This window comes from Actinomadura bangladeshensis (assembly GCF_004348335.1).
GTDB lineage: Bacteria > Actinomycetota > Actinomycetes > Streptosporangiales > Streptosporangiaceae > Spirillospora > Spirillospora bangladeshensis.
Genome location: NZ_SMJW01000055.1, coordinates 22376 through 37205 on the forward strand (window position 1 = coordinate 22376; position 14830 = coordinate 37205).

General features: G+C 73.2%; 19 protein-coding genes. 5 read left to right on the plus strand and 14 right to left on the minus strand.

The features are described from left to right. Positions 1-9: 9 nt before the first annotated feature. From E1284_RS13525 to E1284_RS13565, 9 genes are read right to left on the minus strand one after another with little or no spacing between them, the layout of a single operon-like run. Positions 10-471 (minus strand): universal stress protein, encoded by a 462-nt coding sequence (locus E1284_RS13525; protein WP_131939407.1) that lies wholly within the window; start codon positions 469-471, stop codon positions 10-12. Beyond that, positions 468-1067, minus strand: coding sequence for a V-type ATP synthase subunit D (locus E1284_RS13530; RefSeq protein WP_131939408.1), 600 nt, complete (start codon positions 1065-1067; stop codon positions 468-470). Before E1284_RS13530 ends, E1284_RS13525 begins: the two co-directional genes overlap by 4 nt. Then, positions 1064-2500, minus strand: coding sequence for a V-type ATP synthase subunit B (locus E1284_RS13535; RefSeq protein ID WP_131939409.1), 1437 nt, complete (start codon positions 2498-2500; stop codon positions 1064-1066). Before E1284_RS13535 ends, E1284_RS13530 begins: the two co-directional genes overlap by 4 nt. Next, positions 2497-4011, minus strand: a complete 1515-nt coding sequence (locus E1284_RS13540; RefSeq protein ID WP_207923737.1) for a V-type ATP synthase subunit A — start codon at positions 4009-4011, stop codon at positions 2497-2499. The genes E1284_RS13535 and E1284_RS13540 overlap by 4 nt, the downstream gene beginning before the upstream one ends. Further along, positions 4008-4532, minus strand: a complete 525-nt coding sequence (locus E1284_RS13545) for a hypothetical protein (RefSeq protein WP_131939411.1) — start codon at positions 4530-4532, stop codon at positions 4008-4010. Before E1284_RS13545 ends, E1284_RS13540 begins: the two co-directional genes overlap by 4 nt. Continuing rightward, complete coding sequence (locus E1284_RS13550) at positions 4529-4753, minus strand: V-type ATP synthase subunit F (protein ID WP_131939412.1); 225 nt, start codon at positions 4751-4753, stop codon at positions 4529-4531. The genes E1284_RS13545 and E1284_RS13550 overlap by 4 nt, the downstream gene beginning before the upstream one ends. 5 nt (positions 4754-4758) lie before the next feature. Beyond that, positions 4759-5010, minus strand: coding sequence for a hypothetical protein (locus tag E1284_RS13555; protein ID WP_207923738.1), 252 nt, complete (start codon positions 5008-5010; stop codon positions 4759-4761). Continuing rightward, positions 4995-6419 carry a V-type ATPase 116kDa subunit family protein gene (locus E1284_RS13560; protein ID WP_131939413.1) on the minus strand — a complete coding sequence of 475 codons (1425 nt, stop codon included), beginning with the start codon at positions 6417-6419 and terminating at the stop codon, positions 4995-4997. Before E1284_RS13560 ends, E1284_RS13555 begins: the two co-directional genes overlap by 16 nt. Then, complete coding sequence (locus E1284_RS13565; protein WP_131939414.1) at positions 6406-7329, minus strand: hypothetical protein; 924 nt, start codon at positions 7327-7329, stop codon at positions 6406-6408. Before E1284_RS13565 ends, E1284_RS13560 begins: the two co-directional genes overlap by 14 nt. 604 nt (positions 7330-7933) lie before the next feature. On the opposite strand from E1284_RS13565, the gene E1284_RS13570 reads away from it, so the two are divergent. Further along, positions 7934-9289 (plus strand): nicotinate phosphoribosyltransferase, encoded by a 1356-nt coding sequence (locus E1284_RS13570; protein ID WP_131939415.1) that lies wholly within the window; start codon positions 7934-7936, stop codon positions 9287-9289. 29 nt (positions 9290-9318) lie between these two features. Here E1284_RS13570 and E1284_RS13575 read toward each other — a convergent pair whose 3' ends face one another. The 3 genes from E1284_RS13575 to E1284_RS13585 are packed head-to-tail and all read right to left on the minus strand — an operon-like array spanning position 9319 to position 11074. Further along, positions 9319-10263 (minus strand): class I fructose-bisphosphate aldolase, encoded by a 945-nt coding sequence (locus E1284_RS13575; protein WP_131939416.1) that lies wholly within the window; start codon positions 10261-10263, stop codon positions 9319-9321. Next, positions 10179-10382, minus strand: coding sequence for a DUF1918 domain-containing protein (locus E1284_RS13580; protein ID WP_131939417.1), 204 nt, complete (start codon positions 10380-10382; stop codon positions 10179-10181). Before E1284_RS13580 ends, E1284_RS13575 begins: the two co-directional genes overlap by 85 nt. Beyond that, positions 10379-11074, minus strand: coding sequence for a hypothetical protein (locus tag E1284_RS13585; RefSeq protein ID WP_131939418.1), 696 nt, complete (start codon positions 11072-11074; stop codon positions 10379-10381). Before E1284_RS13585 ends, E1284_RS13580 begins: the two co-directional genes overlap by 4 nt. 258 nt (positions 11075-11332) lie before the next feature. On the opposite strand from E1284_RS13585, the gene E1284_RS13590 reads away from it, so the two are divergent. The 4 genes from E1284_RS13590 (at position 11333) to E1284_RS13605 (ending at position 13746) form a co-directional block, all read left to right on the plus strand. Further along, entirely contained in the window at positions 11333-11911 is a 579-nt protein-coding gene (locus tag E1284_RS13590) for an Rv1733c family protein (RefSeq protein ID WP_131939419.1), read from the plus strand. A gap of 175 nt (positions 11912-12086) precedes the next feature. Further along, positions 12087-12308, plus strand: coding sequence for a hypothetical protein (locus E1284_RS13595; RefSeq protein WP_131939420.1), 222 nt, complete (start codon positions 12087-12089; stop codon positions 12306-12308). A 27-nt stretch (positions 12309-12335) separates the two neighbouring features. After that, positions 12336-13211 (plus strand): universal stress protein, encoded by an 876-nt coding sequence (locus E1284_RS13600; RefSeq protein WP_131939421.1) that lies wholly within the window; start codon positions 12336-12338, stop codon positions 13209-13211. Positions 13212-13293: 82 nt separating this feature from the next. After that, a complete protein-coding gene (locus E1284_RS13605) occupies positions 13294-13746 on the plus strand; it encodes a pyridoxamine 5'-phosphate oxidase family protein (protein WP_165965250.1) in 453 nt (150 codons plus the stop codon). A 52-nt stretch (positions 13747-13798) separates the two neighbouring features. Here the strand turns inward: E1284_RS13605 and E1284_RS13610 are convergent, their stop codons facing one another. Both E1284_RS13610 and E1284_RS13615 read right to left on the minus strand, forming a co-directional pair. Next, entirely contained in the window at positions 13799-14278 is a 480-nt protein-coding gene (locus E1284_RS13610; protein ID WP_165965251.1) for a cyclic nucleotide-binding domain-containing protein, read from the minus strand. Between the two features lie 52 nt (positions 14279-14330). After that, on the minus strand, positions 14331-14830 hold a 500-nt coding region (locus E1284_RS13615; protein ID WP_131939424.1), incomplete at its 5' end, for a universal stress protein.

A 14830-nucleotide genomic window follows, 5' to 3' on the forward strand; every position in this document is an offset into this window, starting at 1 on the left:
GTCTGCGCGCTACGGCGTCCCGGGATTGCGGCGGCTCCAGCCGCCGGGTACCACCAGGACGGGGCGCTCGGCGAACTCCAGGACGCGGCGGGCCCAGGGGGCGAGGGCCGTGCCGCCGGGTGGGGAGGTGCCGGCCCGGCCGAGGACGATCAGATCGGGCCGGGTGCGTCGAGCTTCGTCCAGGACGCATTCGGCGACGTCCCCGAAGCGCTGGACGGTCTCGGTCTCCACGTCCTCGAGCCCGGCGAGATGCCGGATGTGCGCGAGCACCGACCGCCCGGCCAGATCACGGCGCCCGTCGACGTCCGGGTGCCCGGACACCCTGGTCACGGCATCGGTGAGAACGCCGTCGGCGATGACGTTCACGGCCCTGATCCGTGCGCCGAGCCGATGGGCCAGATCCACGGCGTAGCGGGCGGCGTCCAGTGCCGAGGGCGAGTCCTCGGCGACGAGCAGCAGGCATGCGGTCATGGGCACTCCCGGCGGCTGAGGCGGCGGAGGCGGGCGCCGTCTTCGCGCTCCCGCTCTTCCAGGGCGAACTCGATACGTGTGAGCGCCGCGCGCAGCGCCGGCAGGCGGCGCCGCTCGATCGCGCGGACTCGCTGCCTCGTGGCCGCCACCTCGGCGTCGAGGACGGCGGCCGCGGCGGTGGCGGCGGCATGGGCGCAGGCGGCCTCCAACGCCGCCCGGCAGGCCCGCCGAGCGGGTGCGAGGACGGTGCCGCCCAGTGCGCGCACGGCGTCCGCGGGCGGCTCGAAGACGACGCGCGCGGGATGGCTCACTCCCATGGACTCGGTGTGCTCCACAGTGACCTTCGCGAGACCGCCGGAGGCCGGGGGCAGCACCCTGCGTCCGCCGAGCAGCGCGGTCCGGAGCAGGGCCTCGTCCGTCTCCGCGCAGCGCCGATGCCACTCCTTCTCCGTGCGGGCGGCGAGCAGTCTCATCCGGTCCCGCTCGTCCAGCAGGATGCTCAGCTTCCGCTGCAGGAGTTCGGCGGCGCTCTCCGCGAGTTCGATCCGCTGCCGCAGCCACAGCCGTCCGGCACGCCCTTGAGGCTCACCGCTCATCGGTCCTCCGCGAGGTGGGCGTCGATCAGCGCGTCCGGCAGCATGGTGAGTTCGCGCCGGGGCAGGACGGCGAGCGCTCTCCAGGCCCGGTCCAGGGTCTCTTCCAGCGGTCGGCACTCCGCCGCGCCCTGCGAGACCAGGACCTCACGGTAGACCCGTTCGAAGTCGAGATGGCGCCGGTCGGTCTCGCTGAGCGAAGCGGGGCCCACCAGTTCACCGAGTTCGCGGGCTCGGCGGGCTCTGGACAGCGCCGCGAGGACCTGGGCGGCCACGTCCGGGTGGTCCGCGCGGGTGCGAGCGGCCCCGGCGGCCTTGCGCATCAGGCGCGACAGTGACTCCAGGGCGTCAACGGGCGGGTAGACGCCGGCGGCGTGCAGGTCCTCGGAGAGGACGATCTGCCCTTCGGTGATGTACCCGGTGAGGTCCGGTACCGGGTGCGTGATGTCGCCGCCCGGCATCGTCAGCACGGGTACGAGGGTGACCGAGCCCGGCCGGCCCCGGATACGCCCGCAGCGCTCGTACAGGGAGGCCAGGTCGCTGTAGAGGTAGCCGGGGTAGGCGCGCCGCGCCGGGATCTCCCCGCGCGCGGCCGACACCTCGCGCAGCGCCTCGCAGTAGGCGGTCATGTCGCCCATGACGACCAGGACGTGCCGCCCCTCCTCGAACGCGAGATGCTCGGCGACGGTCAAGGCGATGCGGGGTGTGAGGATCCGCTCGATGACGGGGGCGTCGGCGAGGTTGAGCAGGAGTACGAGGTCGCCCGCGGCCGAGCGGTCCTCCAAGGTGTCGCGGACGGCGGCGGCGTCGGCGTGGGTCAGCCCCATGGCGGCGAAGACCACGCAGAACGGCTCGTTCCCCGCCGAGGCCTGTGCGGCGATCTGGGCGGCCAGATCCAGATGCGGGAGCCCGGCGCGCGAGAAGATCGGCAGCTTCTGCCCGCGTGCGAGCGTCGTGAGCGCGTCGATGGCCGAGACCCCCGTCAGGACGGGATCGGCGGGCGGTTCGCGGTGCACGGGGTTGAGGGGAACGCCGGCGGCCGGGGCGTCGGCGACGCCGAGGACGGGCGGACCGCCGTCCAGGGGGTTGCCGAGCCCGTCGCAGACCCGCCCCAGCCAGGACGTACCGACCGGGACGCGCAGCGGCGTGCCGCTGAAGGCGACCCGGGTGCCTTCGAAGCGCATCCCGCCGGTTCCCTCCAGCACTTGGACCAGCACACGGTCGCGGGCCGTGTCGAGCACGAGCCCGTGCCGTGCCTCCCCCGAGTCGAGCCTGATGTCGGCGAACTCGTCCCAGCCGACCTCTTCGGCGTCCGGAACGACCAGGAGCGGCCCCTGGAGCCGTGATACGCGCGTGTACGCCGGCCTGGCCCACTGGTCACCGGCGTTTCCGATGCCGCGGGGCGCCCGCTGCGCCGCGCCGCCTCGCTCCGTCATGACAGTCCTCCCAGCCGGCTCAGCATCGCGTCGCGGCGGGCGTGGACGTCGGCCACGCCGGCGGCGTCCTCGCGGGCGCGCACGACCGGTGAGAAGTCCTGCTCCTCGACGGCACCGGCGGGGACGCCGGCCGCGACCAGTTCCTGGCAGCGGTCCACGATCCTGAGCACGCTCTCGGTCAGTGCGGCACCGCGTTCGGGGCTGCAGAAGGCGTCCCGGGGGCTCAGTGCGCTCTGCTGGAGCACTCCTTCGCGGAGGAGTCGTCCGGCCAGCAGCACGATGCGCTCGTGGCTCGGCAGTGTGCCCGACCCGACGAGTTCGGCCAGGGCCGCCAGGCGGTCGGCTTCGGCCAGGAGGCTCGCGGTGCGGGCTCGCCTGGCCGCCCAGTCGGGATCGCCCGCGGCGGTGTGGTGGCGGGCGAGCACGGCGGCGTCACGGGCGAACGACCCCGACCACGACACCGCCGGGTAGTGGCGCGAGTAGGCGAGTTCTTTGTCCAGGCTCCACCGGGCGCGGACGAAGCGCTCGGTGTAGGCGGTGACGGGCTCGGTCATGTCCCCTCCCGGCGGGGACACCGCGCCGATGATGGTGACGGACCCCTCGGCCCCGCCGAGGGTGCGGACCCGGCCGGCCCGCTCGTAGAACGCGGCGAGCGCCGACGGGAGCGCGGCCGGATACCCCTCCTCCCCCGGCAGTTCGCCGCCGCGGGAGGCGAACTCGCGCAGCGCCTCGGCCCACCGGGATGTCGAGTCGGCGATGACGACGGCGTCCTTGCCCTGGTCGCGGAAGTACTCCGCGACGGTGACGCCGCTGTAGACGCCCGCCTCCCGCGCCATCATCGGCATATTGGACGTGTTCGCGATCACGACGGTGCGGTCGGCCAGTCGCCCGCCTGTCCGCGGGTCGTCGAGCGCGGCCAGTTCGGCGAGCACGTCGGCCATCTCGTTGCCGCGCTCGCCGCAGCCGACGTAGACGATGACGTCGGCGTCGCACCATTTGGCGATCTGCTGCAGGAGCATGGTCTTGCCCGTGCCGAATCCCCCGGGCACGGCGACGGTCCCGCCGCACGGCACCGGGAAGAGCAGGTCGATGACGCGCTGCCCGGTGTGCAGCGGGACGCCGGTGCCCAGCCTCTCGGCGTAGGGCCGGGGCCTGCGCACCGGCCAGAGCTCCGCGGCCCGGCCGTTGCCCCCGGCCGCCCCGTCCGCGCCCTCGACGCGCCCCGCCCGGTCGAGCCAGACGCCGGCGGTCGTCAGCGGCCGCAGCAGCCCGTCGTACACGCCGCCGAGCAGGTGCGGGCCGAGCGGCACGGACAGGGCGCGCCCCGTGGTGCCGGCTGGTGCCCTCGGGGCCAGCCCGCCGGTGTACTCATAGGCTTGGACGGTGGCGGTGTCACCGTCGAGAGCGACGATCTCGCCGGGCAGCAGGCGTGTCCCCACCTCGACGACGTCGCCCATCGCCGCGCCCTGGATGCCCGACACCTCCACCCTCGGCCCACTGACCCGTGTCACTTCCGGTTCCACAGCCGTGTCACCTCCGCTCCCAGGGCCGCCACCGCCCGCTCGGCCAGAACGTCCGCGGACAGGTCCAGTTCGGCGCGGGGCGTGCGGGCGACGACGCCGCCTCCGGGCACCTCCTCGGTGCGCGCCGCTGCTCCGAGCCGGCGTTCCGCCATCGCCGCCAGCCTTCGGGCGGTCTCCGGTCCCCGCGCGCCGGCGCACATCTCGCCCACGCCCGCGCGGACCCGGCGGCGCAGTTCGTCATAGGCCCGCCTGCGGGCGGCGAGCACGGTCGCCCGCGCCCGGCCGCGGGCCCGGGAGCGCTCGGCGGCGGCGGCCGCCCGCCCGTCGGCGCGTCCCGCCGCGCGAGCCTCGTCCACGATCCGGGCGGCCTCGACGCGCGCGGCCCGCACGACCTCCGCCGCCTCGCGCTCAGCGTCCGCGACGACGGCCGCGGCCTGCTCGCGTGCACGGCCGAGGAGCGCGTCGCGCACCGGCGTGATCGACGCCTCGGCACCCGCGGCCGTGGTCATGGCGGCATCACCACGATCAGGACGGCACCGGGGTGCCGCTCTCGTTCCCCCTCGACGCACCGGGCGGCCTCGGGTGTCAGCACGACCACCGCGACCTCGTCATCGAGGGCCTCCCACGCCGCCCGGACCTCCTCCGGGTCGTCCGCCGGAACGGCCCGCGCTCCGCCGAGCGCCCATCCCTCCACGCGGGCGCGCTCTCCGATCACGGCGATGTGCGCCATGGCCCTCACGCCTTCCCGATCAGGATGATGCCGATGATCAGCCCGTAGATGGCGATGCCCTCGGCGAGGCCGACGATCACCATCGCGCGCCCGAACAACTCGGGCCGCTCGCTCATCGCCGCCAGCGCCGCGGCGCCGACGTACGCGACCGCGATGCCGGCGCCGATGGCGGCCCCGGCGACGGCGATTCCGGTGCCGAGATACGGCGCCCAGTTCGATGCGACGGCGGCCTGGGCCGTGATCACTTCTGCGGACATGAGCCGTCCACCTCCTCTTCGATCATGGGAATGTGCCAGGGCCGGAACGGACGGCCCTGGCTCCGGAAGAGCCGCGAGAACAGCTCGTAGTACTCCAGCCGGAGCGCCTGAACACCCGCGACGAGCGCCTCCAAGGCGAACGTCACGGCGGTGCCGGCGGCGAACACGGCGAAGGCCAGGACCGCGGACGCTCCGCCCCGCTGCCACAGCGCGGCCGTCCCCGACCAGACGATCCCGGCGAGCGCGGCATGGGTGAGCCCGAAGGCGGCGAGCCGCGCGAACGACACCACGTTCGCGCCCAGCCTGATGACCAGATCGAACACCTCCACGACGGCCTCCACGAGCCCCGTGCCGCCGCCACCGCCGGCGGCGAGGAAGCCGGCGAAGGCCAGCCCGAGACCGAGCGCCGCGCACGCGCCGCCCGCGATGGTCAGCCAGAGGTGGCCGAGATAGAAGCCGGCGGCGAGGGCGCCGAGGCCGAGGAACGCCGAGGCACCGGCGATTCCGGACGGCTCGTACAGCGCGACCGGCCAGCCGCCCTCCCGCCACCGGTTCGCGATGCCGATCGCGTACGCGCCCGCCAGCAGCACGGCGCCGGCGCCGATCGCCGCGACCAGCAGTTCGACCGGTTCGTCGAGGGGTGCGAGCCACACCTCCGGGATGAGGTGCGTCGGCCCGAAGAACTCTCCGTACAGCACCCCGAAGACCGTGCTCGTCACACCGGCCCCCAGCACGAACGGCCAGACCCGCCGCAGCCGCGGCCACCTGCGCGGATACCCGGCCAGCAGCGCCGCGGCACCGGCGAGCAGCAGCAGCCCGTGGCCGGCGTCGCCGAACATCATCCCGAACATCAGTACGTAGGCCGCCCACGCGAGCGGTGTCGGATCGAGGTCGGCGTACGGGACGGTCCCGTACGTATCGACCAGCGGCGCGAGCGAACCGCGCCCGTTCTCCGCACGGCGCGCTCCCGGCAGCAGGGACGGCGCCTCGGCACCGCGCGGATGCGGGAGCGGCACCGCGGCGGCACCGGTCTCCGCGAGCCGGCCGGCCAGTCCGGCCCGGGCCGCCTCCGGAGTCCAGCCCGCCAGCGCCGCGACGCCGTTCCTGCGGAAGGCCGCCGCCGCATGCTCCTCCAGTTCGGCCTCCCCGGCGAGCAGGTCGAAACGGCGCCGCTCGGCGAGCCCGTCCAGATCGGGGGCGGCGGGGAGCACCGCGGGCTCGGGGCCACCGCCTCCGGCGCTCCGCAGCATCCGCGCCGCCTCGCCCGGCGCGGTGCGCTCGGGCGGGAGATCGAACTCGACCACCCCGGCATCCGCGGTCCGGGCCAGCGCGTCGCGCAGCGCGTCCAGCGGGGCGACCACGGCGATCCGCGTCATCCGCACCGGCTGCAGATTCTCAGGCCAGCGCATCGTAGGCCCCCATCGGTCCGCCCCCGCGAGAGGCGATCTCCAGCGCGGCCCGGACCCGCCATGCGTCGACCGCCAGCACGATGGCGGCGCCGAGGACCGGCCCGACACCGAAATCCGGGCCGCGCAGCATCAGGTCTCCGTCCCGCTCCAGGCGTTCCCAGCAGCGGGCCTCGGCGCGCCACAGGCCGGCCGGCTCGTCGATGCCCGCGAACGCCCAGCGCGCGTCCCGGCCGAGCCGCGCGGCCATGGCCCCGAGCGCGGGCGCCCTGACCGGCGAGGCCCCGAGCATCCGGTCCGCTCGCTCCAGCGCGGCCTGCGGAAGGTCCCGCCCGGCGCCGAAACGTTCACCGGCCACCAGAACGCCGGCGGCGCCGGCCGCCCACGCGGCGGCACGTCCGCCCAGGGCATGGACGCGGGACGCCCACGACAACCGGAGGACCAGCCGGATCGTCCAGGGATCGGCTTCTCCAGGATCACCCCAGGAACTGGCGGCCAGTCGCTCCCGCAGCCCCGCGATGTCCGGCGCGTCCTCCAGACGAGCCCAGGCGGTCCCCAGCGCGCCGAGAGCGTACGGCTCTTCAGCGGGCCGATCCTCCAGCCGCTGCAGCAGCGCGTCGATGTTGGCGAGCTCGAACCACGCGGCCACCGTACGCAGGGCCGTCGCGCCGCCCCGGGGCAGCCAGCCCGCCAGCACCCGGAGGTGCCAGAGCAGTGTTCCGGCGACCCCGTGCTGGGCCGATGCGAGGTCCTGATCCTTGGTGACGCCGTGCCCGTAGGGCGTCGCCGCCAGGATCGAGACGGCGTCCGCGAGCGAAGCCGATTCCGCGAGCATCCTGGTGCGTCCGGGACCGAGGCGCCGCCGGGCCAGCGCCTGGGCCCGGACCCGGCCGGCGACCCATGCGGCGCTCACGGCGTCCCTCCTGCCCCGTCGGCCGCGGTCCCACCGCCCAGCATGACGTCGACGGAGCGCAGTGCCGCTCGACCAGCATCGGTATGCGCTCGGTCATCTCGGCCTCGATTCGTGCGGCCTCCTGGTCCGCGGCGGACAAGAGGGCCTGCTGCTCTTCCCTCCCGCTCCGCTGGACGGCGGCCGAGGCCGCCGCCCGCTCCGCGGCGCTCCTGCCCCTGGCCTCGTCCACCAGGCCGGCGGCGCGTTCACGTGCCGCGTCCCGGACCGTACGCGCCCGTAGTTCCGCCTCCTCCGCGATGCGCCGCTGCTCCAGATCCGCATCGGCGAGCAGGGCGAAGACCGGTTCGAGTTCGGCCGCCAGTTCGCTTCGCCGATCAGAGGGCACGGCCACGGCCGCCGCCCCGGGCGCCCCGGCGGGGCGGAACCGCTCCAGAAAGTCGCGAATGGTGGGCACTGCTCCTCCCGAAGTCGTCCAGCTCCATGCTTGATGCCCGCTCCGTGCGCACCCAGGGCCGGAGGACTGCGATTACGAGACAAAGGTCCCTTAGTGGGCACTTTGGGACGAGACGTGGAGCGCCCACTAGGAGAGCGAGGATGGAGTCCGATGTCCGGTGGACTGCTGACAGACCTGTACGAAGTGACGATGGCGGCGAGCTACCTGCGCCGCGGCATGACCGGGCCGGCGACGTTCAGCCTCTTCGTCCGCCGTCTTCCGCCCGGCCGCGGGTTCCTGATCGCCGCCGGGCTGGCCGACTGCCTGTCGTTCCTGGAGAGCTACCGTTTCACCCGGGAAGACCTCGACTACCTCGCGGCGGAGCAGCGCTTCGACGACGCGGCTCTTCGGGCGCTGGAGCGGCTGCGGTTCACCGGTGATGTCCGGGCGGTCCCGGAAGGGCGCGTGGTGTTCGCAGGCGAGCCCCTCCTGGAGGTCACGGCGCCGATCGCCGAGGCGCAGCTGGTCGAGACCGTCCTGCTGAACCACATCACCTTCCAGACGACGATCGCCACCAAGGCCGAGCGGTGCGTGCAGGCGGCCGGCGGCGCCCAGGTCGTCGATTTCGCCTTCCGCCGGACCCAGGGGATCGACGCCGCGATCGCCGTCGCCCGCGCCTCCCACATCGCCGGTTTCGCCGGCACCAGCAACGTCGAGGCCGCCCGCCGGTACGGCATTCCGGCCGCAGGCACCATGGCCCACTCCTACATCGAGGCGTTCCCCGACGAGGACGCGGCCTTCGCGGCGTTCACCGCCGACTTCCCCGACCGGACCACGCTGCTGGTCGACACCTACGACACCCTCGGCGGTGTCAAGGCGGCCATCCGCGCCGCCCGCCGGGCGGGGCGGGCGCATCTCGCGGGGATCCGCCTCGATTCGGGGGACCTGGGCGCCCTGGCCTTCCAGGCTCGGCGCCTGCTGGACCACGAGGGCATGACGCGTACCCGCATCGTGGCGAGCGGCGGACTGGACGAATACGAGATCGCCGAGCTCACCGCCACCGGGGCGCCGATCGACGTCTACGGGGTGGGCACGAGGATGGGCGTGTCCGCCGACGCGCCCTACCTGGACAGCGCCTACAAGCTCGTGTCCTACGGGGACAGGCCGGTGATGAAGCTGTCCGCGGGGAAGGCCACCGCCCCCGGCGCCAAGCAGGTGTATCGGGGGGCATCGGGCGACCTCGTCACGCTCCGGGACGAGCCCGCCCCCGCGGGCATGGAACCCCTGCTCGTCCCCGTCATGAAGGCCGGATGCCGCATCGCCCGCACCGAGCCGCCGGCGGCCGCCCGCGAGCGGCGCGCCGCCGACGTCGCCGCCCTGCCCGAGCAGGTCACCCGGTTCCGCCATCCCGAGACCGTTGCCGTCACCCTCAGCGCGGAGCTCCAGCGCTGCCGGGACCGGCTCCATGCGGAGCTCGCCTCCCGTACAGCGGACGCAGGGCGGTCCCGGCGCGGCGCGGTGTCCTGAACACCGTGGCCTGGCGGCAGGATGCCGGTTCAGGCGACAGTGATCGCCTCGTCGAGGTAGACGTCCTGGACGGCGTGGATCAGCGCGACTCCCTCGTCCCTGGGCCGCTGGAACGACTTGCGCCCGACGATCAGGCCCATGCCGCCCGCCCGCTTGTTGACCACCGCGGTGCGGACCGCCTTCGCCAGGTCCCCGCCGCCCGCCGAGGCGCCACCGGAGTTGATCAGACCGACCCGTCCCAGGTAGCAGTTGGCGACCTGCCAGCGGGTGAGGTCGATCGGATGGTCGGTGGTGAGCTCGTTGTACACGCGGTCGTCGGTCTTGCCGAAGCCCAGTGCCCGGAAGCCGCCGTTGTTCTCGGGTTGCTTCTGCTTGACGATGTCGGCCTCGACCGTCGCCGCGAGATGGTTCGCCTGCCCGGTGAGATCGGCGCTGACGTGGTAGTCCGTCCCGTCCTGCTTGAACGCGGGGTTGCGCAGGTAGGCCCACAGGACGGTGAACATGCCGAGCTCGTGCGCATGCGCGAACGCCTCCCGCACCTCCTGAAGCTGGCGCATGCTCTCGGGGGCGCCGAAGTAGACCGTCGCGCCGACGGCGACCGCGCCGAGGTCGAATGCCTGCTCGACCGAGCCGAACATGACCTGGTCGTAGGAGTTCGGGTACGTCAGCAGTTGGTTGTGGTTGAGCTTGGCGATGAACGGGATCCGGTGGGCGTACCGGCGCGAGGTCATGCCCAGCACACCGATCGTGCTCGCGATCGCGTTGCAGCCGGCCTCGACCGCCAGCTCGCACAGGTTCACCGGGTCGAAGTAGCCGGGGTTCGGTGCGAACGACGCGGCGGCCGAGTGCTCCACCCCCTGATCGACCGGAAGGTGGGAACCGGCGGGCCTCACTTCTGAGAGCGCGCCACCGAGTGCTCTTCGATGACGGCGTCCGAGGAGGGGTAGAACGTGCTCGTGTGCCCGTCGTCCCATTCGACGACATAGGGCGGCTCCCCGTCCTTGCCGTGCACTTCGGTGATCAACGCCTTGCGGTCCGCTTCGCCGACCTGGTGGCCGCGGACTATGACCCAGTCGCCCTTCTTCGCCTTCATCTCAGATCCTCCTGATAACTCGTCTTCACCGCCGGCCTGGTCTCGCGGACGCGCCGGCGAAGGTTCCGGAACTGCCTGTGCTGCATGATGAAATGGGCGGGTTCACCGAACATGCGGCCCACGAGCCGGTCGGCCGCGGCCGGCTTCCCCCGCCCGCGCGTCCGGACGATCAGCCGTGTCCCGCCGTCGGGCAGGGGCCTCAGGTGGAAGGCCCAGATCCCGTCGGTGTACGCGTCGGGCATCGGGCCGCGCGGGTCGAAGGACCGTCCGGACGGGAGTTCGAGGTCTGATCTGAGCACCAGGGTCCTCGCGGGGTCGAGGACCTCGACGAGGAAGTAGGACGCCCCGCCGGGCACTGCGGGCACGCGGGAGCCGACGGCCAGGTCCTGCCATTCGGCGACGACCTCGCCGGCGCTCCGCCGTCCTCCGTTGTCGAGGAGGTCCCAGCTGTACCAGCCGGCTCGCCGGCACCCCATCTGGACCAGCCACGGCCAGACCTCCTCGGGCGGTGCGGGCAGGGAGACCGCCATCGTCGACTGCGCGGTCGCGCGCTGGATGAGGTCGTCACCGGGATAGGCCGCGCCCGCCTCTTCGCGAGTCGCGCCCCAGCGCAGCAGCCGAGGACGGACCAGGGCCGCATAGGCGCCGGCCGCGAGAACGGCGAACGCGGTGCCGCGAAGAGTGCTTTTCATCGGTCTCTCCCTCATTCCTGGCCGTGTCTTTGACGGTTCCCTGCCCGCCTGCCGACATGCAGTGACTTCCGCCCTCGCGCGGACGGACCTTCGGCCTTGAGCGGCGGGGACATCGGTCGGTGGCTCCGGTCACCGACGTGGGACACGCTGAGGAATAGATGCATCGCGGACCGACCGCGGACCGACCGCGGACCGACCGCGGCCCGGCATGCGGGACGCTCAGCGCCGCCGTAGTAGGAGCGGGAAGGAGACGGCGTCATGAGGCTGCCGAAGATGCGGGCGCGTCTGAACCGCCGGCGCCGCGGCTGGGGCTTCGACAGGAATGATCTACGCCGCGAAGTCGACCGGGCTCAGATGTTCTACGGCCTTCTTCTATTGATCCTCTTTCTCGCGGTCACTCCGCCGGTTTCCGCCCATGCCGTCCAGGCCGTCTACGATTCCGGTGTCCGGGCCGAGCGGTACGAAGCCACCACCCGCCATCGGGTCGACGCCACCGTGGTCGGCATCAAGCGGCTGCACACCGGCCGCGAGGTGACCGTGACCTGGACCGCCCCGGACGGGACGCTGCGGCGGGGTCACTACACCACCTGGCGTGGAGCGAGCCTGGGCGACCACCCGAAGGTGTGGACGCGCCCCGGCGGCGTGGGCGAGGACCCCCCGCGCGCACACGCCCGCACCATCGGCGATGCCGCTGCCGGCGGAGCCACGACGACACTGGCTTCGGGACTGGCATCGGTGGGCGTCTACCTCCTGCTGCGCCGCCACTACGACAAACGCCGCTATCGCATGTGGGACGAGGCCTGGGCCGGCTTCGACCGCCGCCGGATCGGCCCCTGACGGCCACCCTTGCTCGGGACGTCCCCCTGCAAGGGGGCCGAACGGCAGCGCGAACGATGACGAACGTCCCTGGATACGGCGTCCCCCCAGAACGACGCTGAGGTCGGAGTCCTTTCGTACTGGAGACATCAAGATCACCAACATTCGGAACGTGCCGCGGGAAAGGAGCTTCGCAATGGCGAGGCAGATCGGCCCCTACTCCTCCGTCCTGGCCCTGGAGCAGCGCGTGGCGGTGCTGGAACGGCAGGTCTCCGCTCTGGCGGAGGCCGCCCGCCTGCTGGCCGCCGCTCTGGAGGGCACTCCCCTCGACTCCCCCGACGACACCGCGCCACTGGTGGCCAGACGAGCGCACGAGCTGCTCCTGCTGCCGCCGCTGGCGTCGGCCGACCCGCATTGACGGACCCCCACCCCAAGGAGACGCACCATGTCCGCCCAACGAACGAAAGTCCTCGTCGGAGTCGACGGCTCCGCTCACTCCGACCACGCCATCGACTGGGCCGCGGACGAGGCCGCACGGTTCGGCAAGACCCTGAACCTCGTCCACGTCGTGGAGACGGCCACCCTCGACCTGCCGGGACGCACGACCGACGGCATCTCCGAAGCACTCGTCCAGGCGGCGACCCGGACCCTGCAGGACGGACGCGCCCGCGCGCTGAAGCGGCAACCGGAACTCACGGTCGAGACCATGGTCGTCCACGAGCGGAACGTACCGGCCGGGCTGCGGCAGTACGCCGGCGACGCCGCCGAGACCGTGGTCGGATACCGCGGCCGCGGCGGATTCGCCGGGCTGCTGCTCGGCTCCACCGCCCTGCGCCTGGCCGGCCACTACCCCGGCCCGGTGACCGTCGTCCGCGACCACCACCACGACCCGGACCACGACCAGAATCACGACGCGGCCGGCGACATCGTGGCCGGCATCGACCTGGCCGAAGACCCCGGACCCGTGCTCGACCACGCGTTCGCCGCGGCCGCCGCACGCGGCGTACGGCTGCGGGTGCTGCACGCCCGGCATCCCGCGCCGCCCACCGCCGCGCCGGGCGTGGACCTGCAGATCACCGCCAACACCCTGCACGAGCAGCTGACCACCGCGCTGGCCCCCTGGCGCAGCCGCCACCCCGACGTCAAGGTCGTCGAGGACCTCGTCATCGGCCACCCCGTCGAGATGCTCGCCCTGGCCTCGGCCGGCGCCGGCCTGCTCGTCGTCGGCTCCCGGGGACGCTCGTTCCCGCTCGGCTCGGTCAGCCACGGCGTCATCCACCATGCCCGCTGCCCCATCGCGGTGGTCCGCCCGTACGAGTGACCGCCGCTTTCCTGGCGCCGGACGCCGCATGCCCGCATCGGACCCACCGGGGCGGGCATCGGCTCTTCATGGAGGAGGGCTCATGAGCGACGAACTGCAGTATGTCGATCCGGCCGCCTGCCTGGCGCTCATCGATCGGGTGACCGTGGGCCGGATCGCGTGGTCCGAGGACGACGGGACCGTCACCATCCTGCCGGTCAACTTCGTCATGGACGGCGAAGCCCTCGTCTTCACCACCGCCCCCGGCGCCAAACTCGACGCCGTCCGCGGCGGACGCCCGCTCACCTTCGAAGCCGACGACCTCGAACCGGCGCTCAGGACCGCATGGAGCGTCCTCATCACCGGCCAGGCCGAGATCGTCACCGACCCGGACGAGACGGAACGCCTCCGGACACTGCCCCTCACCCCGTGGATCCGTTCCCCCGAGGATCTCTTCGTACGGCTCACTCCCCGTCAGATCAGCGGCCGCCGCCTCCCCCTGCATCCCGGCGGAGTCACGACGGAGCACATCGACCCCGCAGACGAATCCCCGTGATCGCGAGCGCCGGGCCGGCTCGCTCGATCGCCGCGGAGGCGATCGTCACGTCCTAGAGGGCATCGCGACCGGGGACGGCCTCGGAGAGGTCGGTCAGCCGTGCCTGGGTCGCTTCCAGTCGTTCCACGACCAGCCCGGCGAAGCGGCGCGTCAGCTCATAGCCCATCGAGGGGTCGACGGCGCAGAGTGTCCGGACGAGGCGCCCGTCGAACTCGATGGCCCGCACGGGCGTGGCCGCGACACCCCCGAAATGCCATCGGTAGGGACGGAACAGCCACGACCAGCCCAGCACGGAACCCGTACCGAAGGTGTCGATGACGACCGGGCCGCGGTCCGGCACGTGCAAGTCGACGATCACGGTTCCCTCCCGCACCAGCCAGAACCGTTCCGCCGGATCGGATTCACCGAAGATGCGCCTTGCCGCCGGGAACTCGGTGAACCGGGCGGCGGTCGCCAGCCTGCGCAGGCCGGTGCCCTTCATGCCGTTCAAGAACGGTTCACGCGCGAGATCGGCACCGGTCACCGTGCCCACCCGGTCCACCCCCTCGCACGCTCTTGGCCCTCGGCCCCTCCGCACGCCGCCTTCACCGGTCGCGGCCCGGCACAACGGCCACCGTGCACGGAGCATGCTTGAGCAGCGCATCACTGGTCGCGCCGAGGGTCAGCGACTCCACGACCCCCGTGCCGCGCGCACCCACCACCGTCAAGGCCGCGTCCCCGGCCGCCTCCAGCAGCGCCTCGCGCGGCGACTTCAGCACCAGCGACGTCGTCGCCTGGACGTGGGGGTACTTCACCCGCCAAGGCGCCACCGCGCGTTCCAGCACGGCACCGCACACCCGGCGCAGCGCATCCTCATCACCGAACAGCGACAAATCCCCACCCGGCGCCGCACCCGGCTCCCAGCAGCCATAGACCGCCCGCAGCCGCCAGCCGCGCAGCGCCGCCTCCTCGAACCCGAACCCCAGCGCCGCATCACCACCGGACGAACCGTCCACCCCGACCACCACCAGCCCATCACGCGGCGCCGCCGACCGCACCACCACCACCGGCCGATCCGCCCTGGCCGGCACCCGCAGCGCCACCG

Excerpts from the sequence above, each read along its gene's own strand:
- E1284_RS13550 (WP_131939412.1), bottom strand. The coding sequence starts at position 4,753 with ATGGCGCACATCGCCGTGATCGGAGAGCGCGCCCGCGTGGAGGGATGG.
- E1284_RS13605 (WP_165965250.1), top strand. The coding sequence starts at position 13,294 with ATGAGCGACGAACTGCAGTATGTCGATCCGGCCGCCTGCCTGGCGCTC.
- E1284_RS13580 (WP_131939417.1), bottom strand. The coding sequence starts at position 10,382 with ATGAAGGCGAAGAAGGGCGACTGGGTCATAGTCCGCGGCCACCAGGTC.
- E1284_RS13560 (WP_131939413.1), bottom strand. The coding sequence starts at position 6,419 with ATGCGCTGGCCTGAGAATCTGCAGCCGGTGCGGATGACGCGGATCGCC.
- E1284_RS13600 (WP_131939421.1), top strand. The coding sequence starts at position 12,336 with ATGTCCGCCCAACGAACGAAAGTCCTCGTCGGAGTCGACGGCTCCGCT.
- E1284_RS13595 (WP_131939420.1), top strand. The coding sequence starts at position 12,087 with ATGGCGAGGCAGATCGGCCCCTACTCCTCCGTCCTGGCCCTGGAGCAG.
- E1284_RS13535 (WP_131939409.1), bottom strand. The coding sequence starts at position 2,500 with ATGACGGAGCGAGGCGGCGCGGCGCAGCGGGCGCCCCGCGGCATCGGA.
- E1284_RS13570 (WP_131939415.1), top strand. The coding sequence starts at position 7,934 with ATGTCCGGTGGACTGCTGACAGACCTGTACGAAGTGACGATGGCGGCG.
- E1284_RS13545 (WP_131939411.1), bottom strand. The coding sequence starts at position 4,532 with ATGACCACGGCCGCGGGTGCCGAGGCGTCGATCACGCCGGTGCGCGAC.
- E1284_RS13530 (WP_131939408.1), bottom strand. The coding sequence starts at position 1,067 with ATGAGCGGTGAGCCTCAAGGGCGTGCCGGACGGCTGTGGCTGCGGCAG.
- E1284_RS13590 (WP_131939419.1), top strand. The coding sequence starts at position 11,333 with ATGAGGCTGCCGAAGATGCGGGCGCGTCTGAACCGCCGGCGCCGCGGC.
- E1284_RS13525 (WP_131939407.1), bottom strand. The coding sequence starts at position 471 with ATGACCGCATGCCTGCTGCTCGTCGCCGAGGACTCGCCCTCGGCACTG.
- E1284_RS13575 (WP_131939416.1), bottom strand. The coding sequence starts at position 10,263 with ATGGGACGACGGGCACACGAGCACGTTCTACCCCTCCTCGGACGCCGT.
- E1284_RS13585 (WP_131939418.1), bottom strand. The coding sequence starts at position 11,074 with ATGAAAAGCACTCTTCGCGGCACCGCGTTCGCCGTTCTCGCGGCCGGC.
- E1284_RS13555 (WP_207923738.1), bottom strand. The coding sequence starts at position 5,010 with ATGTCCGCAGAAGTGATCACGGCCCAGGCCGCCGTCGCATCGAACTGG.